Source organism: Bacillus sp. V3B (assembly GCF_024494465.1).
Lineage (GTDB): Bacteria > Bacillota > Bacilli > Bacillales > Cytobacillaceae > Bacillus_BD.
In genome coordinates, this window is sequence record NZ_JAETXM010000022.1 from 15804 (window position 1) to 41425 (window position 25622).

Sequence of the window (25622 nt, forward strand, 5' to 3'; positions counted from 1 at the left end):
TAGGAGATATGACACGCTTATTGCCTTAGCGATACAAGAAAGCGTGAATTTAAGTATTCCCGTAAATGTTAAAGAAGCTGTAGCCGGTGGTACATATCCTTGCATTATCTCAATGAAAGGTCTTGTCTTGAAGTGACAGTTGACCGGTTCGTAATACTAGGTGGATCTAAGTCAATATTTTGGACACAAATAAGTTAAATTCTAATTGGGTGTTATTTCCATAAGAGTGCGTAGGGCGTTGGCGCTTGGCACGGAGCCTCTGCGAGCGTGTTGTCTTGCGAAGGGCGAAAGAGGGTATAATGCACTCTCTTTCGCAAAGCGAATAGCCTACCACGCTCACCTCTCCATGTAAAGCGGTGCACAATTGAAGTAAAGTGACTAAAGCTACTTCTCGCATGTGGTTCTCTACTTCTTGGGGTACGACCGAGATATGTTTAAAAACAGGTCATATTATTACATTATTTACCAAATATTATTTCCCATGCTATTCCAGTATTTTTGTAAAAGTATTTGGTAATCTTTTTGGACACGTTTTTTGGTAATAAAAAAACTTAATTAAACTAGGTATCACTGAAACAGAAAAAATGATTACAAAAAGTACACCTTCTGGGAAAAACAAACGTTTATTGTAATGTGGCAGTTAACGGATTATGTTGTTTGATCTTTTGTATTGATAGATTTACACTATAATTCCCATGTTCGAGAAGTTTATTAAGAAAAAGATTCAATTGTTCTTGAGATTTAACCTTTATTTTTAAATGGTAACATCCTTCCCCCGATATTCGGTGAGCTTCAACTACCTCATTTCGATCATTAATAAAACGAATAAACGAATCATGATTTGCTGTTTTCATATAAACAATGACAAACGCTGTATAAGGAAGCCCTAATTGCATTTCATCGATGATTAGAGAGTAGGCTTTAATTACACCACTTTCCTCAAGTTTTTTAATACGATTCCCTACTGCTTGTCCAGTCATATGAATTTGTGCTCCTAAGTCTTTCCATTGAATACGTGAATTTTCAGTTAATAACTGGAGAATCTGAAAATCAATTTTATCAAGTTGCATATAAATTCCTTTCACCATGAATTTTTTTGATAAAAAAGTGTTTCATCAAAGTATCGATAAAAATCAAGATATTATTTATGATTTGATTATAATCTATTTTTGGATGGGGTGGATAAAAATGAGTGTAGCTTTGATCTTAGTTGATATTCAAAATGACTATTTTCCAAATGGAAAGATGGAATTAAGCAATCCTGTAAAAGCAGCCGCTAATGCTGCAAAAGTTCTTGAATGGTTTAGACAGAATAACAAAGATAATATTTTTCATGTCCAGCATATCGCAAGTGAAGCAGGGTTAGGCTTCTTTCTTCCAAACACGGAGGGAGTCAAAATAAATGAATCTGTTTTACCATTAGAACATGAAAGTATTATCATAAAACATGCACCTAACAGCTTTTTAAAGACCGAATTAGAAAACAAATTAAGAGAAATTGGAGCGACCAAGCTAGTGATTGTAGGTATGATGACGCATATGTGCATTGATGCCACGACAAGAGCTGCAAAGGACCTAGGTTTTGAATGTACAGTTATTGAAGATGCATGTGCGACAAGGGACTTATCTTATCAAGATAAGGTCGTCCCAGCTGAACAGGTTCATTATGCGTTTGTCAGTGCACTTAATGGAATGTATGCAAATGTAGTTTCGACCGAGGATTTCCTGCAACATGAAGTTGATACGATCCAGGAGAACAACTAATTAAATATAAAAGGGAGCTTGTTTATAAAACAGTCTCCCTTTTTTCTGTGTCTTTGAAATAAAGTTGTACCGTTAATAAAGTTATACCGTTTGTAAAAAAGTTGCACCGTTTCCCCTTTGGATATCTAAAGGGGTTTTTGTGTCGTCGCAAAGAAAAGTTGCTAAGTAGATTAAGGAAGAATTGTTCCGTTATAGGGCCATTTACTTGAATAACACTCAATAATGAAATCATTATCTATGCTAAAATAAAGAGATAGATTTTTAAAAGAAACATAGCAAGTAGTGGGGGATAAAATGAAAAAAGTAATAAAAACTGTTTTCGGTATAAGTTTCGTGTTTTATTTATTGGCATTAGTAGTTTTATTGTTCTTAGGTTCAAGAGGTTATATATGGACAGATTTATCATTGATAGAATATATAAAGAACTCTTCTAATTTTGTACCATTTAAGACTATAAGTACATATATTACGGCAATATTTGATGGAAGTATGAATATGGATATACCTATAAAAAACCTCTTCGGTAACTTCTTTATGTTTTTGCCAATGGGAATTTATCTACCTTACTTTATAAAAAAGATTAATAAAATAAGTGTATTTACCATTTCGATGATTATATTGTTATTTGCTATTGAAGTAATACAAGTAATTACAAGAAGAGGAAGTTTTGATATTGATGATTTCATTCTTAATATGGTTGGTGCTTTGATAGGTTTTGGTATTTGGAAAACAAAAGTTGTTCAGAAGTTACTTAAATAGGTATCTTTAGTTCTTCAACTAGTTCTTCAACAAACGGGCGCATTTGTTGAAAAGATATAAAAGGACCATACATATTAGTCAGGCTAATATATATGATCCTTTATTTGTGTTATTAACGCAAAATAAGTATTAAAAAAGCGCAAAATAAATATAAAAGTTACATAAATATAGTTTAATATTTTCTCTAATTTTGTTTATTGTAGTGAACACCGAATGTATGAATTTATTTATTTTCGTATATTGAAAAGATTGGCTTAAGTTACGTAATACTACCTTAAGGTCATTAACATAATCAGATATTATCGGTACTAAAAAAGGACCTTCGAACAAAGATCCTTTTTATTGTGTAATGAGTTTTTAAGCACCGTTAATGAGAGAACTTTTATTTTATAAATTTTTTATAATACATTAATAAAGTCATAAGCAGTAAAGGATCTATAGCAGCTGAATACCCTATATTCCACCACCCATAATGAAAATACCCAAAAGGTTTTGGAAGTAATGTAATTAATTCATATGTTAATAATAATAATTCCCAATAGAAAAAGTAACGTATTTGTTTCCATAAGGAATTTCGGAATGGATACCAGTTTAAAAACATCATATTTACAGGCGGTATTAAAACTGTAACCGTGGGTAAATCTAACCAATCTACATTTTGAGTAAAGTACCAATATCCGTGATATTTTATGTCAACATACCCATCAAAAAGGATTTGGAAAGCAACAGTAAACATCCACACGTGTGCTATCTGCTTAGATGATAATATTTTATTTGTTTTGAAAGCAATTAAATTAAAAAGAACAATACTAACAATGAGTATAATCATAAAATCCTTTTTTTATCAATAATTATTTCCATTACCTTATTCAATTATTCTGTTTTATTAGTTGATTTAATTAACATAAGCGATGTTATCGGTATTGAAAAAGGATCTTCGATTGGAAGATCCTTTTTCATACTGCTAATTCACCTATATCCACTTGTAGTTTAAGTTTAGTAATAAATATAGGAATTTATTGGAATACTAAATATTATCTGATAATGTGGAGGAAATCATGCTCGAAAAAGGGAAAATTAACTCCGGTGAATTTCAAATATTAGTGATCACATTTACGATAGGAACTGCAATTCTTAATCTACTTGCTTTACTTGCAACTTCAGCAAAGCAGGATGCCTGGATTTCTTCTGCTTTAACGACTTTCATCAGTTTATTTTTTATATTCATATTTAACCAATTAGCTGCCCTTTATCCATCTATGACTTATATCGAAGTTAATGAAAAAATATTTGGGAAATGGATTGACAAAATCGCACATTCAAATCATTGATTAACAAGGGTTCAGAACTCGTTTGAGGAATGGAAGGAAAGGTTGTGAAGGGTTATGAATCAATTAAAAGATATGCAGCCACGAGTCTTCTGAAGAAGCCTGCAACGTTGATAAATCAACCATATATAAAAACCTGCATAAACGATAAAAAATGAACACAAGCCAATCCCTTACGGTTCAAGAGATTGGCTCTTTTGCTAGCTGCTAATAGTTGACTTTATGTTAAATAGGTTTGTATACGGTATTCATGTAATTATGGGAGATCTTGTTCAACAAGTAGGTTTTTTCAATAAAATAATGCAAAAAAGGACTTATCCTGAGAGTCCCTTTTTGCATTATTTTAGATAGGTTGTTCATTTATATTTTCCACCGTTTAGGAAATATTATTCCATAATGTATTACTTTAAAATAGGAGGTTGTTCCAATGGAGGATAAAACAAATATCCCTTTAACTGCTGCGGAAATGTCTGGTTTATGGACTCAATACATGGGCGATACAATAGCTGTTTGTGTGAATAGCTATTTCTTAGAAAAAGTAGAAGATGAAGAAATACGTCCTATTATTGAATGGACACTCGATACAGCAAAAGAGAATGTTTCCATCATGCAGGAACTGTTTCAAAAAGAGAATTTCCCGATACCCATTGGATTTACGGAACAAGATGTCAATACAAAAGCTCCAAGACTTTTTACAGATACATTTTTCTTAAAGTATTTAAGTCAAATGGCTGTATCTGCAATGACAGCCAGCAGTGCAGGACTAACAGTTGCGACACGTCCAGATGTTGTTACTTTTCATAAACGTATATTGAATAAAGGGGTTGAATTGCGGAACAGAACACGTGATTTAATGCTAAAACAAGGGATTTATGTAAAACCGCCTTATATACCTATTCCTGATAAGGTCGATTTTATAGAAAAACAACATTATTTAACTGGTTTTTTGGGGAAAAAGAGGTCTATTAATTCACAAGAAATCACTCATTTATACTTAAACACTCTAATAAATGCTATCGGTAAAGAAATAGTAACGGGCTTTGGCCAGACTGCTCAAAACGAAGATGTAAAACAGTATTTTTTAAGAGGGAAAGAACTTGCCCAAAAATATGTAGATACATTTAGCAATTTTTTAACCAAAGAGGATCTGCCTGCCCCTATAAGTTCAGGTTCGGCTGTTTTAGATACAACCGCAAGTATTTTTTCAGATAAACTAATGATGTTTCATGTTACAACTATGGTTGCAACAGGAATTGGATATTATGGAATGGCATTAGCAGCAAGTCCAAGGAGAGATTTAGGACTTAAATATATATCAATAATTCCAGAAGTCGCACTGTATGTCGAAGATGGAGTCAATATTATGATTAAACACGGCTGGATGGAGGAACCTCCACAAGCAGTCGACCATGACAAGTTAATACAGAATTAATGCTATGAATCCCTATGAAAAATTATTATGGAGCATTGCTCTTCCTGGCTTCGGCTAGTTATTAAATGGCAAATATGTAAAGGGCATTATACTCATCTTGTTGGAGTTTGTGGTCAATGTTCAAGCAAATTTTAATGAAGTGATTAGATTAAGGGGTAGTACCAACATTTTGACTTAAAACCCATGTTAAGACATTTTCTGGTAAAAAATAGTATTTTTCCTTACTCTAAGCTAAATCCCTTTAACTTGAATAGCTTTGTGACAAGGGAATTACATTTAGGGAAGGATTAAGGGAACTAAAATCATCTATTTTACAACCATTACATGGTTAGTATTTAACTTCCCTAAAATGGTCGTTAAAGAGAAATTGTTTATTTATCAAGGGTTTTGTCCTTAGCGTGGGAAATATGATAAATGGTTGGTAATACCCCTATTAGTATGATCTTATTAAAGTATACCAGTTAATGAAAACTATAGTTTATTCAAGAATAGGGCGCGATTGTGAAGGATTACAGGTGGAAGATGATCCAAGTTTTTTATAAAAGAATGCTTCAATTGAATATATTAAAAGCTTGTTTTGATCAATCTTTTTTCAAAACAAGCTTTTTCATTTTTTCATCAGGGTTATTAGTATCAATTTGATCCAACTTTATTTTAGCGATTTAATACTGCATCATACGTTTGTTTATGCCTAAATATTAAAAAAGTAAAATAAATAATTCTCGAGGATTTGACAACAACTATTTTTTTATTTAAAATTACTATTAATTCGAGATATATTTATTGAAGATATTTTGAATCGAGGCATTTTAAAAATTGGGAGGAATAAGTGTTATGACAAAAGATTTTTACACTGTATTGAAAGAAAGACGTTCTTACTATGGGATTAATAAAGAGGTACGGATCTCTGATGAAAGAATTAAAGAAATTGTTGAATTTGCTGCAAAATATACTCCATCTGCTTTCAACTCTCAAACGGCACGTCTTGTTGTATTGACAGGAGAAGCACATAATAGATTATGGGATATTACGACTGAAACATTAAGAAAAGTGGTTGGAGAAGGTGATTTTGAAGGAACTCAACAAAAAATGGATTCCTTTAAAGCTGGATATGGAACTGTATTATTCTTTGAAGACGAAGCAGTAGTGAAATCTCTTCAAGAACAATTTGCTTTATATGCTGATAACTTCCCAGTCTGGTCAAACCAAGCATCAGGTATGCACCAATTAGTGGTATGGACAGCATTAGAAGCAGAAGGGTTAGGAGCATCTTTACAGCACTATAATCCACTAATTGATGACGAAGTAAAAAAAGAATGGAATATTCCAGGGAACTGGAAATTGATTGCCCAAATGCCATTTGGTAACCCAACTTCTCCAGTGGGCGAAAAAGAATTCCAACCACTTGAAGATCGTGTTAAATTTTATAAATAATTTGAACAGGAAGAGAAGTACCTTTTCATCTCTCCCTTAATAACAAATAGTAGATTTACTAAAAGTCTGGTGAGGATTGATAGCCCATCAGACTTTTTTGAGTTCATCTGATCATAAGTATGTAAGGATTGTTCATTGCATTTAGGGATGCTTTCCAGTGTAGGTGTGACGAAAAGACAAAAGCGAAACTCGGTATTTATTGAAGGATTAAAACAAGAAAGTATATAGATTCATGTTGGTTTCATTTTGGTTGGTTTTGGCTTAGTCAGAATGGAATAATATTAAGAAACTGACAAACCCTAAAGAAAAGGGTGATAAAATGAAAAGAATCATATTTGCTTTATTGTTTTGCGCAGTATCAAGCTTGGGGATTTCAGCAACAACCCCATTTAATACAAATTATATGGTTCATGCAGAAAAGGAAACTCCACCGTATGCAAAGTGGGGAAACCTGGCTGTTCAAAAAACAACAGAAAAGTATCCAAACACAAAGGTAGTAGATTATTTACACGTTGGCAAGGAAAATAAGGATAAGACTGCAATTGAAAAATTCAAACTCTGGTTAAAAAGTGAAAACAAGGAATTTGGTGTCTTTGTGAATATTGAATTTGATAAAAGTACAGAACAAATCGTCAATATTACATTCAAAGAAGTATCCCAATGACGGGTGTACTAATGACCTATAGATGATTTGTCAGTCGTTGGACTGGGTATCAAAGTGAAACAACTTTTAATAAAGTTATTTAAAACACGAAGAAATTGCTTGAAAGAAGAAGCAATTTCTTCGTGTTTTTTTGATTATTTCTTGAAACCTGTGGCAGGGTACTGTTATTTTCCATATCCAAGCTATCTTCATGATCATTTGTTTATTTTGACTTTCTTATGTTGAAAATTTTTTAAGTATAGAAAAAAATGGGGATACTGCAAATGTAGAATAAAATACAGTGCAGAGGGGATGATTTTATGACTTCGGAAAGTAGGAATCCAAGGAAGCAAGGAAGTATGGTGACTCAATCTTCATATTTGAGTCGTAATCTATGGTCTGGCCTTTTGTTCGGTATTAGTTTAGTTGCTTTTATTGATGAGACCGTTTTTCATCAGTTATTACACTGGCATCATTTCTATGATAAATCTACAACCAATATGGGACTGGTATCAGATGGTTTGTTTCATGCCTTTAGCTGGTTTGCAACCGTGGGTTCTTTGTTCATGGTTGCTGATCTTCGCCGTCGGAAAGGGTGGTGGGTTAGGAAATGGTTAGGAGGTGTGTTGCTCGGATCGGGAGTTTTCCAGTTGTATGACGGTACGATCCAACATAAGCTTATGGGACTTCACCAGATTCGCTATCACGTAAATATTCTCCCTTATGACCTCGTATGGAATATCATTGCCATTGCGATGATTGTAGCGGGTGCCATCCTTATCATTCGTAAACATCGTCCATCAAAACAAGTGGAGGTGGTCAGTTAAATGCCTATGCATAATTATTTAGCTCATGGCAGTGACATATTCCCCCACCTTATCTTAGTATTCGTGTTCATGCTAGTAGTAAGTTTATATATTTTGGCGGTGATCGTATCCAATCGTCGCTATAAAAAATGGCTCTTGTACCGTACGTTTTTCTGGATTTTGGGTGTTTTGTGTATTGCGATGGTAGTCGTTGGACCTATAGCAGATCAGTCCCATCAGGATTTCACTGTGCATATGATCGGTCATTTACTTCTAGGAATGCTCGCGCCACTCCTTATAGTATTAGCTGCCCCTATGACTCTCCTATTACGAACACTCAATGTTACTCTTACACGAGATCTTTCACGCTTGTTGAAAAGTTGGCCAGTGCATATTTACAGTCATCCGATTGTCGCTTCCATCCTTAATATTGGAGGTCTTTGGGTACTCTATACGACCGAATTATATGCACAAATGCAGCATAATATCCTACTTCATATATTGATCCATCTACATATATTCTTTGCTGGCTATCTTTTTACTGTGTCCATGATTTATATTGACCCGATCGTACATAGAAAGAGTTTCACCTACCGTGCCATTGTGATGGTGATCGCTTTAGCAGGTCATGGTATTTTAACGAAGTATACCTACGCCCATCCACCTAAGGGTGTACCCGCCTTGCAAGCTGAAAATGGGGCCATGTTAATGTACTATGGTGGAGATGCTATTGATCTTATTCTTATTTTTATTTTTTGCTTCCAATGGTATAGAGCAATGCGACCACGAGAACCATTCCGTTATGAATCACTCCATATACAATGAAGTCATTGTACTTTTTATTAATGTATGAACCTACACCTTCTTTAGATGCTATGACAAAAGAGCAAATTCAGCAGTTGATCTTCGCACAACAAAAGTTAAAAATAACCTTGTTATTTCAGTTTGTAGACAAAAGGGGTTCTTTTTTTCATAAGTCAAATTAATCCCGAAAACGAATGGAAAATGCCGTGGTTGTTAAATATCCTTTATAGTCGTATAATTTATAATAGAGATATTCTATTTATTATTTTTCTTTTTAAATACGGTGCGGTTTTTCAGAACGTGCATTTGATTTAATAAAATGGATTAGTTGATACGAATAAACAAAGATCTTTCGTGTATTTATAGAATAGAGGGAGGCTTACAGGGTGAGCGAAACAACCTATTTAAATAGTGATGCTAGAAATGTGTTAAAGGCGACAAGTAGGACTTTCTATATCCCGATTAGTCACCTAGCGCAAGGCTTACAAGAAGCAGTTGCGTCTGCCTACTTATGTATGAGAGCCATTGACGAGATAGAAGATCACCCCGAACTCCTGCCAACATCTAAAAGCCATCTATTACTCTCCATCAGTCAAATCTTGCAAAGACAACCTTTTAATGAGGAAGAGTTAATGGATTTACTTGATCCTTATAAATCCCAGCTACCTAAAGTTACTAGACAACTTGGTGACTGGATAAAAATTTGTCCACCGACAATTGTAGAGAGTATATTGGATGCGACATCAACTATGGCAGAGGGTATGGCTGAATGGGTTAATCGAGGATGGCAGATTAAGAATGAAGAAGATTTAGATCAGTATACTTACTATGTTGCAGGTTTAGTTGGGGTCATGCTCACGGATATTTGGAAGTGGTATGATGATACGGACGCAGATAAAGATTTGGGTATCGCGTTTGGACGTGGCCTACAAGCAGTTAATATCCTTCGGAATCATCATGAAGATAAGGACAGAGGTGTAAGCTTCTTTCCAGAAGGATGGGAATTAGAAGATATGTTTTCCTATGCCCGTCGCAATCTTAAATTGGCTGATCTTTATGTAAAAGATATTAAAAATAGTAGTATCCTTAAATTTTGTCAGATTCCATTGGCTCTTGCGCATGGTACGCTTGGAGCTTTAGTAGAAGGAAAAGAAAAAATGAGTAAAGTAGAAGTACTTAAAGTTGTTAGTCAAGTAGTAACGAAATCAAAATGAAAATATATGAAGAGTAACGTCCCCTCTAACTTAGTTGTTAAAGATCTAAGTGAAGGGGGCGTTTTTTTTGCTTTTTCTAATTTTAATCTTTATTCGTTTCGTGAAGAGTGGTTTAAGACTATCTGGCTTCCTTTTCTTAAAAAATAGTAGGCGATGAAAAAGCTTAAGGCTGCACCATAAAAAAGAGCAGGGTGGGAAAATAAATCCATGAGTAGTCCCATGATACTTGGAGCGATGATGGCAGAAGCCATCGAGAATAAATAATATAGTCCAGTAAAAAAACCAATTTTATTTTTACCACCTAAATCAGCAACTAAAGGATATGCTTGAACATTAACGAGTGCCCAAGTAAAGCCGCCGATAAATAGAGTTACCTGTAATAAGACGATTTGGCTTATGCTAGGAAATAAAGAACTAATAAATGGAAGAAATGGGATGCTGATAAAGATAAGAGGTTGACAGATTAATCCAACCAGCATGAGTGGGACTTTGCCCCACCTGCTGCCGAATAATCCGGCTGGGATAGAAAAGAGAACAAAGGATAAGCTGAAAAAGCCAAGGGTAAAGCCTGCTGTGCTTTCTGCCATGTTTAAATGTTCAACAGCATATACTGTAAATAGGGCTTCAACTCCGGTATAACCAATAAAATAGAGGAAAATAGCGATTAGAATAAAGAGTTTTCCCCTAAATTCAACTTTGATTAGTTCGCTAAAGCCTTGCAATAATGAGTGAGAGGCTTTGACCTCATCTAATTCATTGTTAGAATTTTCGGTATAAGGTGGATGATGATCAACTGTGAAGAAGAGTAGAATAAAGGTAAGTAGAAGCAAACAGCCTGCAACTAAAAAAGGGTATGTTCGATCGATCCCATATAAGGTAGATAATCCGAATAAGGCGATGATGGCACCGATACCACCCATGAAATTGATGACTCCATTAGCTGTTGATCTTTTATCAGTAGGGGTATGGTCGGGCATTAATGCAATGACAGGGGCTCTAAATATGGTCATTGCTAGTAAGAAGATGATATCAACTAGGATCAGTATCCAAAATGTAGCGGCAGCACCGTAAGGGATTAAGATATAGAAAAGAGCGGCGATGGGCATCCCAATCACAATGAAAGGAAGTCTGTTACCTATTCGAGTATCCACTTTATCTGACCAGGCACCAATTATGGGAATCAAAAGAACGGCAAGTAAGTTGTCTAGACCCATAATTGCTCCACGGATGGCCTTGCTTTCAATATATTCTCCAAGAATGAGTGGCATATAAGCGTTATAGAACGTCCAAACAAGCATTAAAGTTAAAAATCCACTTCCGATGACAAAAATCTTAGTGTAAGAAAAAGGTTTTTTCTGTCTCAACCCAATGACCTCCGTCTATTTTTATCCACATCCATGACAGTACTTTGTATTTAAAAGTAAATGCCTTCAATTCACTGATCAATACGTATAAGTATATTAATAGTAAGTAGGTGTTATGTTATGTTTAACATGGAAATATAAAAGAGTGAAAAAATGGATAAGTATCATGAAAAAGCCGATCAAATTCTGCGTTTACAGTAATTGATCGGCTGTCAGAAGAAAGAATTAGCTCTTGTTAACCAAAAAGACGGAAAATATAGAATAAATCATCTTTTAATTCTTTTTCGAGTTAATATGTTATGATAAAAAACAGACTTAATTAGAGGTGAAACAATTTTATGTCGTGGGAATTATTTTTTGCATATGAACACTTAATTGATTTAGGTATTGCTGTTGCGATTTTCCTGTTATTTTTACTCTTCAGGAAAATTTTTGCTAAGTATGTCTTTACTCTTTTATTAAAGTTGAGTAGCAAAGCACCAACTACTTTATTTTCCTCGGTTTTTAAGGCTTATGAAAGACCGATTCAATGGTTATTTATTATTATAGGCTTTTATGTTGCGGTAAGATACTATCCTTTATTAAACCATAGTAATACTCTGTTTTTAGATATTTTAAGATCAGGTGTGATTATCGTTATTAGTTCGGGGCTATACAATCTTTCGGCTTCTTCCTCAGCCATTTTTGCAAAACTGAATGATAAGTACAGCTTAGAAATTGATGCTATTTTGCTTCCATTTTTATCAAAGGTATTGCGGGTGGTTATTGTAGCTATTGCAATCAGTGTGATTGCTCAAGAGTTTGGTTATAATGTGAGCAGTCTTGTTGCCGGTTTAGGGATAGGTGGACTTGCTGTTTCTCTCGCTGCAAAGGATGCTTTAGCTAATTTGTTTGGTGGATTTGTGATTATTACCGAAAAACCATTTTCTATTGGAGAGTGGATTAAGACATCAGCTGTGGAAGGTACAGTTGAAGAAATTACCTTTCGAAGTACGAGAATCCGTACTTTTGCGGATGCCATTGTTACGGTACCGAATGCAACACTTGCAAATGATTCCATTACAAACTGGAGTAAAATGGGGAAAAGGCAAATTACATTCAATTTGAAAGTAACCTATGATACACCTAGAGATAAATTGGAGAATGTTGTAAGAGAGATTAAGGATAAAGTGAAAAATCATCCGGGTATCCATCCAGAGACGATCTTCGTTACATTTGATCAATATCAGGAAAATGGGTATGGAATTTTCTTGTATTTCTTTACAAATACAACGGCTTGGGGAGAATTTCTAAGTATAAAAGAAGAAATTAATTTTAAAATCGTGGATATCCTTGAACAAGAAGGAGTTTCACTGGCCATTCCAAGTAGAAAGTTGTATGTTGATCAGGAAAATGATGTGCAATTGAAAAAAGATGTTTTAGGAAGACAAGAAGCTTAAAAGGATCACACAAATATTCTCTATAAGAAATCAGGATAACACCTCTTTAGATTTTATATCTAAGAGGTGTTTTTTGGTTTGTGGTGACAAATACTAATTGTGATTCAGTGAAAATAAAGGTGACTAATTGGTGAAAAATAATGATTTAAGAGGCTTCTTTAAACCAAAAAACCAATTTGCTATGTAATATTAAGAATGGATTGGTTGACTACCTTTACTGATTTTAATGTGCTTTTAATAGAAAGAGCATTTTTCATGCTATGAGTAATCGAGAGGCTGGTTCAGGAAGTGAACAAATTTCTATAGATTAGAAATATGGACTGATTTTTTTAAAAAATATGGATGTAGAGAAAAATCCATAACCTTGTTATATTCATTTTAGCCCACGAAAGTGGAAAGAGAGAATACTGGAGGAATAATCATGCAAACAGGTACAGATCGTGTAAAAAGAGGAATGGCAGAAATGCAAAAAGGCGGCGTCATTATGGATGTCGTGAATGCAGAGCAAGCAAAAATCGCAGAGGAAGCTGGCGCAGTTGCGGTTATGGCATTAGAACGTGTTCCATCTGATATTCGTGCTGCTGGCGGTGTAGCAAGAATGGCTGACATTTCCATCGTTGAAGAGGTTATGAATGCCGTAAGTATTCCAGTGATGGCAAAAGCAAGAATTGGTCATATTGTTGAAGCGCGAGTATTAGAGTCGCTTGGCGTTGATTATATTGATGAAAGTGAAGTTTTAACACCTGCTGACGAAGAATATCATTTAAATAAAAGAGATTTTACAGTTCCATTTGTATGTGGTTGTCGTGATTTAGGAGAAGCTACTCGTCGTATCGGAGAAGGAGCTTCTATGTTACGTACTAAAGGAGAGCCAGGTACAGGAAATATTGTTGAAGCAGTAAGACATATGCGCCAAGTTAATGCTCAAGTTCGCAAAGTTGTAAATATGAACGCAGATGAACTAATGACTGAAGCAAAACTACTTGGAGCACCATATGAATTGTTACTTCAAATTAAAGAGCTAGGCAAACTTCCAGTTGTTAATTTCGCTGCAGGTGGGGTTGCTACTCCTGCTGATGCAGCATTAATGATGCAACTAGGTGCAGACGGTGTGTTTGTTGGTTCTGGTATTTTCAAATCAGAAAATCCAGCTAAATTTGCGAAAGCAATTGTTGAAGCGACTACTCATTATCAAGATTATGAGTTAATTGCACAGCTTTCAAAAGGTCTTGGGTCAGCAATGAAAGGGATCGAGATTTCAACACTTGCACCGGCAGAACGTATGCAAGAACGCGGATGGTAAGGAGTTTTTTACATGATAAAAGTTGGGGTACTAGGACTACAGGGAGCTGTTAGAGAGCATGTACGATCTGTGGAAGCTTGTGGAGCGGAAGCAGTTATTGTTAAAACAGTGGAACAATTAAATGAACTTGACGGGTTAATTATCCCAGGTGGCGAAAGCACAACGATGCGTAAATTGATTGATAAATATGGGTTTATGGAGCCTTTAAAGGAGTTTGCCAGTAAAGGAAAGCCGATGTTTGGGACTTGTGCTGGTTTGATCCTATTAGCAAAAGAATTGGTTGATTACCCAGAGCCGCATCTTGGATCATTAGATGTGACAGTTGAGCGGAATTCTTTTGGACGGCAAAAAGAAAGCTTTGAAGCGGAGTTGTCGATTCAAGGGTTGGATGAACCATTTGTGGGCGTGTTTATTCGTGCCCCCCATATTGTTAAATCAGGAGAGAACGTTGAAATTCTCGCGGAGCATGATGGACGGATTGTTGCTGCTCGTGAAGGACAGTTTCTTGGTTGCTCATTTCATCCAGAGTTAACAGATGACCATCGTTTTACTGAACTGTTTATTAAAATGGTGAGAGAGTCTGTTGAGGTTAAAGTAGGATAAAGGTTTGAATAGGTAATAGTGATGAGCCCGCTTTTTAGCGGGCTTTTTATATTCAATTGAAGGATAAGGATTTCGTGCGAACTGGGTTTGTTCCTAGTTATCTTAAACCTTGGATCGTGCCCGAAAGTCCTGATCACAGTGAATCCGGTTGTTATTAGGCTATGATAGTGTCGGGGAAAATTGGATTATTGAGAATGCGGTCACTAGTATATCGGCTTTTTAGTTAGAAAAAATGAATTTTATAATAAAACTTTGGCTAATCGACGAATTCCTTCAACAATAGAATCTGAATTAAGATGGGCGAAGCCAAGCAAAAGACCTTTTCTCTGGCTTTCTAAACAATAGGGGCTAAGTGGAAAAACACCAACACTGACCTTTAATGCGGATTGAACAGCTTGATATTCATCAAATTCTTTGTCACTTTCTAATAATACATGGAGTCCAGATTCGGTTCCTAGTATATGGAATTTATTTGCCAACCCTGATTCAGTTAAAGCATGGATAACTTCACGATGTCTTTTATGGTAGATGGAACGCATTCTTCTTACATGCTTAAGCAGGTCACCTGTTTCAAAAAATTGACCAAGCGTAAGTTGCTCCATAACGGGAAGGTGGCGGCAAACAAATTCTTGTACTTTGGCCATCCTAGAGATTGCTTCTTCTGGTCCAATCACTGCGGCTAAGCGAATACCGGGAGCGAGAAGCTTTGTGAAGCTAAGTAAATATAAAATGTTGGTAGGCATTTGTGAATACAAGCTGGGCATTGGACCGCCTCTATAACGGAATTCACCATCATAATCATCTTCAATAATCCATGTTTGATTTTGTCTAGCAAATTGAATGAGTTCTTGCCTCCGATTAGCGGTCATCAAGACACCACTCGGAAATTGGTGGGAGGGTGTCGTAAAAATCATTTTTGTCTGGGGTGAAATCTTCTCTACACAAAGTCCTTGGCTATCAACTGGAATTGGTTCAATTTCCATATTGCGATAACGCATGGATGACCAGGCGACCGGAAATCCGGGATCCTCTACAGAAACTAAATCGTTTTCCTGCAGTAAGGTTTGAGCAATGATATCCATTGTTTGCCTTGCCCCTAATGTAAGGAGGATTTGTCCGGGCTGGACGTGAATCCCTCTTTCGATGGCTAAGTAACGTGCGATCTGTTCTCGTACGGAGTACAAACCATATGGAGAACTATATCCCCAGTCCAGTAAATTTTTTTCTTTCATAGCGGTATTGGAAGCTAGGCGCCAAGACTTTTGGAAAATGGGATCAATATAAGGTACATGGAGGCGAAAATCAATTTGAGGTTTCTCATCTTGATTCAGATCAGGCCAGTGATCTACACGTTCCGTTGTTTCCTCTAAAAACGGGTTTGATGGAATGGATGGAACAGCTTGTTGAGTTTGACAGGCTGCATTGTCAGGCATAATTTGGCAAACTCGTGTACCACCTCTTCGTGATGTCGTCACGTATCCCCTAGATTGAAGTTCTTCGTAGGCAATTTGCACACTTGATCGCGATATAGAAAGCTCTTGTGCCAGCTGGCGTGTCGGGACTAATGGATCTCCGGGTGATAGCTGTCCACTCGAAATATAATCAATCACTTGATCAACAATCTGCAACCAAAGAGATCGCTTATCCTCTCTATCCAACTGAATATACATTTGAATCAAATCTCCCTTAATATAAAAATGGAATGTTATTATTATAATAAAATAGTTTTATTAATAAGTCTATATTTTCAATGTCAGGAACGGCAAAAGGAGAATACTCTCATTTTGTCCATATGAGAGAGACAATATAGTTGTAGGGAGTAATTATCTTATTAAAGTATGCTTACGATCTCTCCAATAATCCTTTATATTTAGCAATCTTGTATTTTAATTGATTAGAAATATTTAAACTTTACAAATAAACAGGAGAGGTTTTATAATGAGTGTTAACTATAAAAATAAGGTGGTTAACATAATGAAGTTAAAAAAATTAATGTATGTTTCTATGTTTGCAACTATTATGGGGGTGCTAGGGATGGTCCCTCCAATTCTTTTGGGAATTTCTCCTGTACCCATTACCTTACAATCGTTAGGAGTTATGTTATCAGGAAGTATTCTAGGAGCCCGTTTTGGCCCCAAATATGCGGCACTTAGTCAACTTTTATTTTTATCATTAGTGATGACAGGTTTACCTCTATTGTCTGGCGGACGAGGTGGAATCGGGGTTTTTTTCAGTCCATCAGGTGGCTATCTCATTGGCTATGTTGCAGGGGCATATGTGATTGGATATTTATTTTATCGTATGAAAGAAGGATCATTTTTTAAGACTATACTTGTTAATATTGTAGGCGGTATTTTTGTTGTGTATTTATGTGGTATTCCGATTCAAGCACTGATGATGAATATTTCTATTAGTGAAGCGATCATTCTTAGTCTCGTGTATCTACCGGGTGACTTCATGAAAGTGGCCATTGCATCTTTGCTTGCTATAAAACTGCAAAACGCTGTTCCGTTCCGAAAAGAGGTTAAAGCATAAATGAGAATTACGAGTGCATACCGTACATATGCTCAAATGGACCACAATCGAACTGCGATCGTAACAGACGAAGAAACGGTTTCCTATGGAGAATGGTATGAATTAGTACAACGAGCAGCGGCCTCTTTCTCGAAGGAAGCTGCAGTGACGAAAAGAGTTGCTCTATTCCTCCCAAATAGTCGTATGTTTTTACAACTGTTTGCTGGTGCAGGTGAGGCGGGGTGGGCAAGTATTGTCGGAGATATGAGGTGGAAGGAGCAGGAGGTCAAGGAACGGCTTCAACAAACGACTCCAGATCTTATTATTGCTGATGAAAAGATGAGAGATTTATTTGAAAAGTATCCAACAAAGGTAATTTTCACTAATGAGGTTGAGGGATGGTTAAGTTTAGAGCATAAGAGACAAGAAATAAATGATAATGTTCCTTTTTATATTGGCTTTACTTCCGGTTCCACGGGGAAACCAAAGGCGTTTGTGCGGTCCCATGTTTCATGGATAGAAAGTTTTCACTGTAATCAAGTCGATCTTGGGATGACGGACAAAGATCATGTATTAATACCAGGTTCATTTGTAAACTCGACTTTTTTATACGGCGCTTTAAGTACTCTATTTTTAGGAGGAACGATCTATGTACTAAAGAAATTTTCTCCTGTCCGTCTGATGAGTTTTTTACGAAATCATCCAATTACAGTTGTCTACGTAGTGCCAACGATGATGCAGGCATTAATAACGGAAGGTTGTTCCGATGAGCGATCAGTTGCTTTTATCTCGACAGGGGCAAAGTGGCAGCCGCGTGCAAAAGATAAAATGCATCTTCTGTTTCCAAATGCTGATTTTTATGAGTTTTATGGATCATCTGAGCTTAGTTATGTCACCATTTTGAAAAATAACGAACAGATCGAATATGCCGATTCAGTTGGAAGAGTATTTCATAATGTTGAAATTAGTATTCGCGATGAAGAAGGACAAGAAGTAGATATTGGGGAAGAGGGAACTTTGTATGTAAAGAGTAAGATGCTTTTTGATGGATACTTAAATAATGAGAAAGAAACAAAAAGAGTATTACAGGGAGATTGGGCAACGGTTTATGATATCGCCAAAATGGATGAAGAAGGGTATGTATACATTTTGGGCCGGCAAAATGACATGATTATTTATGGAGGAATAAATATTTATCCACAAGAAATAGAACAAATATTAAAAAAGTATGAAGGTGTCGAAGAAGTCGTTGTTTTGGGAGTCAAAGATGAGTATTGGGGAGAGAAAGTAGTGGCATGTATTAAAGGAGATGTGTCTTTATCTTCTTTGAAAAACGATTGTCTTCAAATTCTATCTTCTTATAAGATTCCACGAATCTGGAGAAAAGTGGATCATTTCCCGTATACAACAGGTGGGAAGATTTCGCGTCAAGAAGTAAGGAAGTGGCTGGAAGATGGTGAGTTAGAATGACGAGGGCTGTGATTGTGAAAGCAAAGCGAACGGTGATTGGAAAGAAAGATGGCATCTTAAAGTCGTATGCTCCTGAACAATTAGCGGCTTTTGTCATTAGAGATATCGTTCAAGATTTGCCTGAACAAATTGATGAGATTATTTTAGGAAATGCGGTAGGTCCTGGCGGCAATATCGCAAGGCTGTCAGCATTGGAGAGCGGTTTGCCTTTTTCGGTACCAGGTGTAACAATTGACCGGCAATGTGGATCGGGGTTAGAAGCGATTCGCCTTGCTTGTCATCTCATTCAAGGAGGGTCAGGTCAAATCTATATTGCGGGTGGTGTCGAAAGTACAAGCCAATCACCATACGATAAAAGAGCGCGTTTTTCTCCTGAAAGGATTGGGGACCCTGATATGGGTGTGGCTGCAGAATATGTAGCTGAAAAATATGGGATCACACGTCAGATGCAGGATGAGTATGCTCTACTTAGTTATAAACGAGCCATCGATTCATTAAATAAAGACTATTATAGTGAGGAGCTTGTCAAAATTACGGATGTGCCCTTACAAGATGAAAGTTTAAATCCCAAGCTTAATTATGAGAGAATGCTGAATCGCTTGTCTCCTTGTTTTAAGAAAAATGGGACCGTAACGTTGGGGAATTGTTGTGGCATCAATGATGGAGCAGCAGTGGTTCTTATTATGTCTGAAGAAAAAGCGAAGGAACTAGGATATCAACCAATCATGCGCTTTGTGGATAGTGTTGTATCAGGAGTAGACCCAAACTATCCTGCCATTGGTCCAATTCCGGCTATTACGGAAATTTTGTCTAGATATTCTTTAACCATTCGGGATATCGATCTAATTGAATTGAATGAAGCATTTGCTGCAAAGGCAGTCACATGTGCAAGAGAGCTTTCTATTCCTTATGAAAAATTAAACGTAGAAGGTGGAGCCATTGCGATAGGTCATCCTTATGGCGCATCGGGAGCCATTTTAGTGACCAGATTATTTTATGAAGTACAGCGCTACAAAGCGAACTATACCATTTCTGCGATCGGGATTGGCGGTGGAATAGGAATCGCTCTTTTATGGGAGAGTGTGATAGGAGAAATTCGGTGTCAGGCACCGTAAAAAGACAGTATCCCCTATTATGTCTATATGTGGGAGACAGATAAATAGATGTTAGAGTAAACTGACTGAATTGCCTCGTATGATGATTTTCCCTTCGAGTTCTAGAAGAAGGAGCTTACCGAGGATTTCAGATTCGCTGGAGTTTAGGATTTGAACAAGAGAAGAAATGGAGGTAGGTGTCTGGGAAAGTTGATGCAAAATAGAGTCGTCTTCTTGAGTAGAGATCACTGTTTTAGTAGGCTTTCTTCCATGTAAAGCAGTCAAACTCTCTTTTCCTAAGTAGGGAAGTGCCCCTTGAGTAAGAAGTAGGTTACTCCCTTTTCCTTCGTGAATATGAATGGGATGTGGAACAGCATAAATCGTTTTACTTTGTGTTCTCGCAAAGTTAGCTGTCCAAAGAGCACCACTTTTCTCATTTGCCTCCACGACAACAACTTCAGTTGACCAAGCACTGATTAAAGCATTTCTCTGTAGAAAATGTTTTGGATGTGGCTTTGTGCCAGGTGGATATTGTGAAAGGAATATACTGCCCTTTTCTAAAGTCTTATAGTAGAGACTCTGTTGCTCGGGAGGGTAGCAGACATCTACACCGCTAGCTAGAAAGATAGCAGTATAGCCATCTTGATTGATACAGGCTGCTTGTGTATAGCTATCAATTCCCTTCGCAAACCCGCTAATTAACGGAATCTCTTGTAATGCTAATTCTCTTCCAATTTCTTCAGCTACTTTACGCCCGTATGGGGTGCAACGCCGCGATCCGACCACACCAATTGCAGTTTTTATTTTATTTAGATGTCCCTTATAGTATAGGACAACAGGAGATTCTTTCATGGTTTTGGCATAAGGCGGATAAAGCTCATCGAAAAAGCGGAGGAGACGTACTCCGCTTTGATCACATTGATCGAGAATATACTCTGCATAAGTTAAGTCACGTTTCACTAAAATAGACTCAATCGCACGTTTACTGATCCGAGGAACTTTTTCTAAATCCTCTTGGGAGGCAAAGTAAACTGCTTCTGGTGATCCAAATTGAATGAGTAATCTTTTTTGTAATACAGGACCAATATATGTAATCTGGGTTAGCCAAATCCAATAAACATTCATGTTTAATTACCCCTTCCGTTGCAAAGCATGGTTGTCCTTTTCTAAATCACGGCTTAATAAACTTTTTTTCATATGACTAGCGTTAATAGAAGGTTCATTCTCAAGATCGGCAATCGTTCGTGCGATTTTGATGTATTTATGGATTGTTCTACCACTATAGTGAAAGTGTTCGGCAGCTTTGCGAAGTAAATTTAACGAATCATCGTCAAGGGGGCAAAATTTTTCTATTAATGAAGGAGATAGCTGAGCATTGCAGGTGATATCGGGAATATCCTTGTATCGCTCAATTTGAACTAATCGTGCCCGTTCGATATGATCACGCAGTTCCAAAGAGCTTTTCCCTTTTTTTGGGAGATTAAAAAAATCGACAACTCCCACATATTTCTGAATATCCATTCGATCCAGGATGGGTCCAGATATTTTTTTTCGATAAGATAAAACTTCATAGTCTGTACAACGACATTGGCTACCCCCGAAATAGCCACATGGACAGGGATTCATCGCTCCAACAAGCATGAAGCTAGCTGGATATGTGTTGGAACCCCAAACACGGGAAATAGTGACTGTTCCATCTTCTAAAGGCTGTCTCATAGCATCCAATGCCTTTTTTGTAAACTCTGCAATTTCATCCAAGAATAAGACGCCATGGTGAGCGAGGGAAATCTCTCCTGGAAGGGCATAGCTGCCGCCACCAATCAAAGCGTTTATGGATGCATTGTGATGGGGAGATCTAAAGGGTCTTTCGGTTAGGAGCTTAGTATGGATTTTTAATTGATTAGCGACACTGTAAACTCTCATCACCTGGAGAGCTTCTTCCTCAACCATTTTGGGTAAAATAGTGGGGATTCTTTTGGCGATCATTGTTTTTCCACAGCCAGGAGGGCCAATCAAAAGGAGATTATGCCCACCTGCAGCAGCAATGGCGATATATTCAATTAATAATTCATGCCCTTTTACTTCTGAAAAATCAATTGAATGTTTCAGGTTATCTGTTGTAGAAGAAGGTGTGGGCTGGTTCGAAATCGGGGTAACTTTTCCCTCGAGTAAATCAATGGCTTCTCTTAACGTACTGCAACCGAATATGTTTAATCCTGTCACAAGTTGAGCTTCTGCCACATTTTCCTTCGCTACAATGAGTGTAGTGATATGTGTTTCTTTTGCTTTTATCACCATTGGGAGGATGCCAGATACAGGGCGAATTGAAGCATTTAAAGAAAGTTCACCAATAAAGCCTATGTTTAGTAAGGTGTTTACATGTATTTGATTTGTCCTCACGAGAAGACCAATCGCCATGGCAAGGTCAAAATGTGTGCCTGTTTTTTTCATATCAGAAGGTGCTAGATTAAAGACAATTTTTTGAGGAGGAAAAATGAGTTTTGAATGAACGATAGCTGCTTCTAATCGTTCTCTAGCCTCTTTAATCGCTTTGTCGCCGAGACCGACGATGGAAACAGAAGGGGGGCCGAATAGTACATCGGTTTCAACCTCAACAACATGTCCTTCGATACCTGATAAGGTAAAACTGTGAACAGTAGATGCCATTATAAAAACTCCTCTATCTTTAGTGTGGGTGAGCTAATTGAGCTAATTGTATGTATATAATCTACATAATGTTTTAACGGTGGTTCGGGAAAATAGGAAAGGATCTGGCTAGTGGAAATGAGGGGATGTTCTTTTTGTGAAAAATAGGCTCGGTAACTACTCCATTGATAGTCTTCTGGACTTTTTACTAGTTTGGCTTTAACAGGATTTAAATGAATATATCGATTCACCTCTAGTTCATAATCTATGGAGTTAATGAGTTCAGATCCATATCTGCTTTCAAATACATGCCCTGAAAAGTTGTATCGGTTATTGAAATATTTAGCATATTTTGTATGGAGATCCTTCATAATTTGGCTAGGAGTTATTTCAACGGATTCTAATTGAAGGTGAATGTGGTTTGTCATAAGGCAGTAGGTTTGAAGATGAAAGGGATAGTGCTCTATTGCTTCTGCAAGTAGATCAAGATATTTGAGATGATCGTGATCATCATAGAAAAGAGGGTATTTCCGTATGCCTCGGCTCGTAATATGATACTTTGCACCCGGAAACCAAACACGATTTTTTCGCGCCAAGAAATCACGTCCTTTTATTTATATGTAAGGGGAAACTCGATTCTAATATCTCATTTCTATAAAAAATGTCGAATTCCTGCTAAAAATAAAATTATTTTAGGGATAGATGTAGATAGTATAGCAAGTCGTCGTAAAAAAGCCGAAATTTGTCCGCGTTGGAAAGACAAATTTCGGCTTTTTGTGCATAAGCGGTGCCTGACACCAAAAAACTAAGCTGTTTGAACAGGTAATATAATATTAAAGGTGGTTCCTTTATCGACCTCACTTTCGATATATATATTGCCTTTATGACTTTCGATGATTTTGAAACTAACCATCAGTCCAAGTCCATTTCCGTTCTCTTTCGTTGTATAGAAGGGTTCGCCTATTTTCTTTAACTTTTCTTCCGGGATCCCTATACCTGTATCCTGAAATGAAATTTCAACTTGATCTTCATGAATCTTGGTGAAAACACGGAGGTCTCCTCCGTTAGGCATCGCTTCAATTCCATTCTTGACTAGATTTAAAAAAACTTGCTTCAATCGATCCTCATCACATTCCACTTGGATAATTTCATTACACCATTCGAAATGCAATCGGACATGCTTCTTTCTAGCCTCAAATTCTAATAATGAAAGAACCTCTTTTATTATTGGTATAATATTTTTTTCTGACAAATTAGCTTCTTTTGGTTTTGCTAAAACCATAAATTCTTCAACGATTGCATTCACACGCTCAATTTCATCTAATATAATATCTAAGAATTCAAGCCTTTCAGGATGCTTTTCATCCAATTGAAGAAACTCTGCATATCCTTTTATGGAAGTAAGCGGATTCCGAATCTCGTGAGCAATACCAGCTGCAAGTTGGCCAATAGCAGCTAATTTGTCCTGGCGATGTAAAATATTCTCTGTTTTTTTCCGTTCCGTTATATCATTTCGGATAGCTAAATATTGATAAGGCTTTCCCATCTCGTTTATAAAGGGAATGATGGTTGTATCAACCCAATAGTAGTGTCCATCTTTTGCCTTATTCCTTATTTCTCCCTTCCATACCTTTCCTTGTCCAATTGTATGCCATAACTCTTTGAAAAATCTTGGTGTATGGTAACCTGAATTCAAGATTCGGTGATCCTGACCAATTAATTCTCGTCGATCATATTTAGAGATTTGACAAAACCTTTCGTTTACATTGGTAATTCTTCCTTTTTCATCAGTAAACACAATGATGGAAGATTGGTCCAAGGCAAATTTAATATCACTTAACTCTTTTAAAGAATTTTTTAAATTTACTTCTATCTGTTTCCTTGCTGTTATATCTGTTCTAATCGAAACATATTGATAAGGTTTCCCCTTTTTATCAAGAAAAGGAACGATAGTCGTGTTCACCCAATAAAGAGTTCCATCCTTTGCTCTATTTTGGATGTCTCCCTTCCAAACTTCCCCCGAACCGATCGTAGCCCATAACTCTTTAAAAAATTCTTTAGAGTGAAAGCCTGAATTTAAAATTCGGTGATCCTCACCAATCAACTCGAATTCTGAGTACTTTGAGATTTCAATAAACTTTTCATTAACAAACGTTATTTGGCCTTTAGGATTCGTAATCGCTACAATCGAATGCTCATTTAGAGCGGCAGTAATATCCTTTAAATTCGTATCGGTCGCTGTAAGTTGCTTGCTTATTAGGACACTTATACTAATAAGTCCCCCTAAAATGATAATAGAAACAAGCAAGATTACATACATGATAAATGTTTCCGATGTGGTTGGACTAGACCAAACTTGTTTGTTTATCTCAAATAAAGAAGATCTAATGAATAAAAAATGTCCCTCTACAATGGTTGCTGTAATAATTAACGCACCAACAGGCTTAAGCCAAACTTGATTTGTCTGTGACAAACTTTTTGTATAAAATAACATCCAAAACGAAAATAAAAATACACCAAACAATAATAGAATAGATAGAACCATTAAGAGTTTGTCATAATGGATATTTAAATTCATAGAGTACATACCCATGACATAGCTTAAAAAAACAGCCAATGTCATAAAAAAACTAGCCAGAAAAACATTAGAGGCTTTTAATGATTTTCTAGTTATCGTATAAAAGGCCATCCCGGTGAACAAAATTCCAAGAATCATTGAAAGTAACACAATTGGGAAATGGAAGGCCAGAGAGCTATTCATATTTCTCAATAATATTCCAAAAAAGTTCATCATCCCAATTCCGATTCCCATTGAAAAGGTTCCGCCTATAAATAACAGTCTTTTTTTATGTTCCGATGAGTTCAATAAATAAAAAAGATCTAATGCTGCATAGGAAGATATCATTGTTAAAATGATGGAAAGCATCATAAGAATCGAATTTGAAGTGACTCCCATTAATTGTAACCCCTCCTATCAATATACCGCTTAACTTTATACTATAATT

22 protein-coding genes and 1 pseudogene are annotated in these 25622 nt (G+C 36.4%); 16 read left to right on the forward strand and 7 right to left on the reverse strand.

Annotation, left to right across the window (positions count from 1 at the left end):
* Window positions 1–16: 16 nt before the first annotated feature.
* Window positions 17–124: pseudogene (locus JMM81_RS23155) on the forward strand (hypothetical protein); the annotation flags it as partial.
* A 499-nt stretch (window positions 125–623) separates the two neighbouring features.
* Here the strand turns inward: JMM81_RS23155 and JMM81_RS18240 are convergent.
* Window positions 624–1070, reverse strand: coding sequence for an Lrp/AsnC family transcriptional regulator (locus JMM81_RS18240; RefSeq protein WP_256242971.1), 447 nt, complete (start codon window positions 1068–1070; stop codon window positions 624–626).
* Window positions 1071–1188: 118 nt separating this feature from the next.
* Here JMM81_RS18240 and JMM81_RS18245 point away from each other — a divergent pair, with 118 nt between their 5' ends.
* The 9 genes from JMM81_RS18245 to JMM81_RS18290 all read left to right on the forward strand — a co-directional run bounded on the left by JMM81_RS18245 (window position 1189) and on the right by JMM81_RS18290 (window position 10184).
* Entirely contained in the window at window positions 1189–1764 is a 576-nt protein-coding gene (locus tag JMM81_RS18245) for a cysteine hydrolase family protein (RefSeq protein ID WP_256242972.1), read from the forward strand.
* 294 nt (window positions 1765–2058) lie between these two features.
* Complete coding sequence (locus tag JMM81_RS18250) at window positions 2059–2523, forward strand: VanZ family protein (RefSeq protein ID WP_256242973.1); 465 nt, start codon at window positions 2059–2061, stop codon at window positions 2521–2523.
* A gap of 1058 nt (window positions 2524–3581) precedes the next feature.
* On the forward strand, window positions 3582–3854 hold the full coding sequence (locus tag JMM81_RS18260) for a GerAB/ArcD/ProY family transporter (RefSeq protein WP_256242975.1): 273 nt from the start codon (window positions 3582–3584) through the stop codon (window positions 3852–3854).
* A gap of 424 nt (window positions 3855–4278) precedes the next feature.
* Window positions 4279–5283 carry a DUF3231 family protein gene (locus tag JMM81_RS18265; RefSeq protein ID WP_256242976.1) on the forward strand — a complete coding sequence of 335 codons (1005 nt, stop codon included), beginning with the start codon at window positions 4279–4281 and terminating at the stop codon, window positions 5281–5283.
* A gap of 834 nt (window positions 5284–6117) precedes the next feature.
* On the forward strand, window positions 6118–6717 hold the full coding sequence (locus tag JMM81_RS18270) for a nitroreductase family protein (protein ID WP_256242977.1): 600 nt from the start codon (window positions 6118–6120) through the stop codon (window positions 6715–6717).
* 319 nt (window positions 6718–7036) lie between these two features.
* A complete protein-coding gene (locus tag JMM81_RS18275; protein ID WP_256242978.1) occupies window positions 7037–7381 on the forward strand; it encodes a DUF3889 domain-containing protein in 345 nt (114 codons plus the stop codon).
* Window positions 7382–7719: 338 nt separating this feature from the next.
* Window positions 7720–8187 (forward strand): DUF2243 domain-containing protein, encoded by a 468-nt coding sequence (locus JMM81_RS18280; RefSeq protein WP_256243007.1) that lies wholly within the window; start codon window positions 7720–7722, stop codon window positions 8185–8187.
* A 6-nt stretch (window positions 8188–8193) separates the two neighbouring features.
* Window positions 8194–8991 (forward strand): cytochrome c oxidase assembly protein, encoded by a 798-nt coding sequence (locus JMM81_RS18285; RefSeq protein WP_375162415.1) that lies wholly within the window; start codon window positions 8194–8196, stop codon window positions 8989–8991.
* A 365-nt stretch (window positions 8992–9356) separates the two neighbouring features.
* Window positions 9357–10184 (forward strand): squalene/phytoene synthase family protein, encoded by an 828-nt coding sequence (locus tag JMM81_RS18290; protein ID WP_256242980.1) that lies wholly within the window; start codon window positions 9357–9359, stop codon window positions 10182–10184.
* Between the two features lie 89 nt (window positions 10185–10273).
* Here JMM81_RS18290 and JMM81_RS18295 read toward each other — a convergent pair whose 3' ends face one another.
* A complete protein-coding gene (locus JMM81_RS18295) occupies window positions 10274–11548 on the reverse strand; it encodes an MFS transporter (protein WP_256242981.1) in 1275 nt (424 codons plus the stop codon).
* Between the two features lie 338 nt (window positions 11549–11886).
* On the opposite strand from JMM81_RS18295, the gene JMM81_RS18300 reads away from it, so the two are divergent.
* From JMM81_RS18300 to pdxT, 3 genes are all read left to right on the forward strand, one after another.
* Complete coding sequence (locus JMM81_RS18300; RefSeq protein ID WP_256242982.1) at window positions 11887–12987, forward strand: mechanosensitive ion channel family protein; 1101 nt, start codon at window positions 11887–11889, stop codon at window positions 12985–12987.
* Between the two features lie 418 nt (window positions 12988–13405).
* Window positions 13406–14290: a pyridoxal 5'-phosphate synthase lyase subunit PdxS gene (pdxS, locus tag JMM81_RS18305; protein WP_256243008.1), complete on the forward strand. Its 885-nt coding sequence runs from the start codon at window positions 13406–13408 to the stop codon at window positions 14288–14290.
* A gap of 12 nt (window positions 14291–14302) precedes the next feature.
* Window positions 14303–14893 carry a pyridoxal 5'-phosphate synthase glutaminase subunit PdxT gene (gene pdxT / locus JMM81_RS18310; protein ID WP_256242983.1) on the forward strand — a complete coding sequence of 197 codons (591 nt, stop codon included), beginning with the start codon at window positions 14303–14305 and terminating at the stop codon, window positions 14891–14893.
* Window positions 14894–15132: 239 nt separating this feature from the next.
* Here the strand turns inward: pdxT and pdxR are convergent, their stop codons facing one another.
* On the reverse strand, window positions 15133–16563 hold the full coding sequence (pdxR, locus tag JMM81_RS18315; RefSeq protein ID WP_256242984.1) for a MocR-like pyridoxine biosynthesis transcription factor PdxR: 1431 nt from the start codon (window positions 16561–16563) through the stop codon (window positions 15133–15135).
* A gap of 304 nt (window positions 16564–16867) precedes the next feature.
* On the opposite strand from pdxR, the gene JMM81_RS18320 reads away from it, so the two are divergent.
* Genes JMM81_RS18320 through JMM81_RS18330 form a run of 3 tightly spaced genes read left to right on the forward strand, consistent with a single transcriptional unit; the run spans window position 16868 to window position 19992 of the window.
* Window positions 16868–17428 carry a biotin transporter BioY gene (locus tag JMM81_RS18320; RefSeq protein ID WP_256242985.1) on the forward strand — a complete coding sequence of 187 codons (561 nt, stop codon included), beginning with the start codon at window positions 16868–16870 and terminating at the stop codon, window positions 17426–17428.
* Complete coding sequence (locus JMM81_RS18325; protein ID WP_256242987.1) at window positions 17429–18877, forward strand: AMP-binding protein; 1449 nt, start codon at window positions 17429–17431, stop codon at window positions 18875–18877.
* Window positions 18874–19992: an acetyl-CoA C-acyltransferase gene (locus JMM81_RS18330; protein WP_256242988.1), complete on the forward strand. Its 1119-nt coding sequence runs from the start codon at window positions 18874–18876 to the stop codon at window positions 19990–19992. The genes JMM81_RS18325 and JMM81_RS18330 overlap by 4 nt, the downstream gene beginning before the upstream one ends.
* A 51-nt stretch (window positions 19993–20043) precedes the next feature.
* Here JMM81_RS18330 and dprA read toward each other — a convergent pair whose 3' ends face one another.
* The 4 genes from dprA to JMM81_RS18350 form a co-directional block, all read right to left on the reverse strand.
* Entirely contained in the window at window positions 20044–21096 is a 1053-nt protein-coding gene (gene dprA, locus JMM81_RS18335) for a DNA-processing protein DprA (RefSeq protein WP_256242989.1), read from the reverse strand.
* 6 nt (window positions 21097–21102) lie between these two features.
* Window positions 21103–22638, reverse strand: a complete 1536-nt coding sequence (locus JMM81_RS18340; protein WP_256242990.1) for a YifB family Mg chelatase-like AAA ATPase — start codon at window positions 22636–22638, stop codon at window positions 21103–21105.
* Window positions 22638–23213, reverse strand: a complete 576-nt coding sequence (locus tag JMM81_RS18345) for a transposase (RefSeq protein WP_256242991.1) — start codon at window positions 23211–23213, stop codon at window positions 22638–22640. Before JMM81_RS18345 ends, JMM81_RS18340 begins: the two co-directional genes overlap by 1 nt.
* A 209-nt stretch (window positions 23214–23422) precedes the next feature.
* Window positions 23423–25573: a PAS domain-containing protein gene (locus tag JMM81_RS18350; RefSeq protein WP_256242992.1), complete on the reverse strand. Its 2151-nt coding sequence runs from the start codon at window positions 25571–25573 to the stop codon at window positions 23423–23425.
* Window positions 25574–25622 lie beyond the last annotated feature (49 nt).

Bases quoted from the DNA above. Each gene is read 5' to 3' on its own strand.
- JMM81_RS18240 (WP_256242971.1), bottom strand. From the start codon at position 1,070: ATGCAACTTGATAAAATTGATTTTCAGATTCTCCAGTTATTAACTGAA.
- JMM81_RS18245 (WP_256242972.1), top strand. From the start codon at position 1,189: ATGAGTGTAGCTTTGATCTTAGTTGATATTCAAAATGACTATTTTCCA.
- JMM81_RS18250 (WP_256242973.1), top strand. From the start codon at position 2,059: ATGAAAAAAGTAATAAAAACTGTTTTCGGTATAAGTTTCGTGTTTTAT.
- JMM81_RS18260 (WP_256242975.1), top strand. From the start codon at position 3,582: ATGCTCGAAAAAGGGAAAATTAACTCCGGTGAATTTCAAATATTAGTG.
- JMM81_RS18265 (WP_256242976.1), top strand. From the start codon at position 4,279: ATGGAGGATAAAACAAATATCCCTTTAACTGCTGCGGAAATGTCTGGT.
- JMM81_RS18270 (WP_256242977.1), top strand. From the start codon at position 6,118: ATGACAAAAGATTTTTACACTGTATTGAAAGAAAGACGTTCTTACTAT.
- JMM81_RS18275 (WP_256242978.1), top strand. From the start codon at position 7,037: ATGAAAAGAATCATATTTGCTTTATTGTTTTGCGCAGTATCAAGCTTG.
- JMM81_RS18280 (WP_256243007.1), top strand. From the start codon at position 7,720: ATGGTGACTCAATCTTCATATTTGAGTCGTAATCTATGGTCTGGCCTT.
- JMM81_RS18285 (WP_375162415.1), top strand. From the start codon at position 8,194: ATGCATAATTATTTAGCTCATGGCAGTGACATATTCCCCCACCTTATC.
- JMM81_RS18300 (WP_256242982.1), top strand. From the start codon at position 11,887: ATGTCGTGGGAATTATTTTTTGCATATGAACACTTAATTGATTTAGGT.
- pdxT (WP_256242983.1), top strand. From the start codon at position 14,303: ATGATAAAAGTTGGGGTACTAGGACTACAGGGAGCTGTTAGAGAGCAT.
- pdxR (WP_256242984.1), bottom strand. From the start codon at position 16,563: ATGTATATTCAGTTGGATAGAGAGGATAAGCGATCTCTTTGGTTGCAG.
- JMM81_RS18320 (WP_256242985.1), top strand. From the start codon at position 16,868: ATGAAGTTAAAAAAATTAATGTATGTTTCTATGTTTGCAACTATTATG.
- JMM81_RS18325 (WP_256242987.1), top strand. From the start codon at position 17,429: ATGAGAATTACGAGTGCATACCGTACATATGCTCAAATGGACCACAAT.
- JMM81_RS18330 (WP_256242988.1), top strand. From the start codon at position 18,874: ATGACGAGGGCTGTGATTGTGAAAGCAAAGCGAACGGTGATTGGAAAG.
- dprA (WP_256242989.1), bottom strand. From the start codon at position 21,096: ATGAATGTTTATTGGATTTGGCTAACCCAGATTACATATATTGGTCCT.
- JMM81_RS18340 (WP_256242990.1), bottom strand. From the start codon at position 22,638: ATGGCATCTACTGTTCACAGTTTTACCTTATCAGGTATCGAAGGACAT.
- JMM81_RS18350 (WP_256242992.1), bottom strand. From the start codon at position 25,573: ATGGGAGTCACTTCAAATTCGATTCTTATGATGCTTTCCATCATTTTA.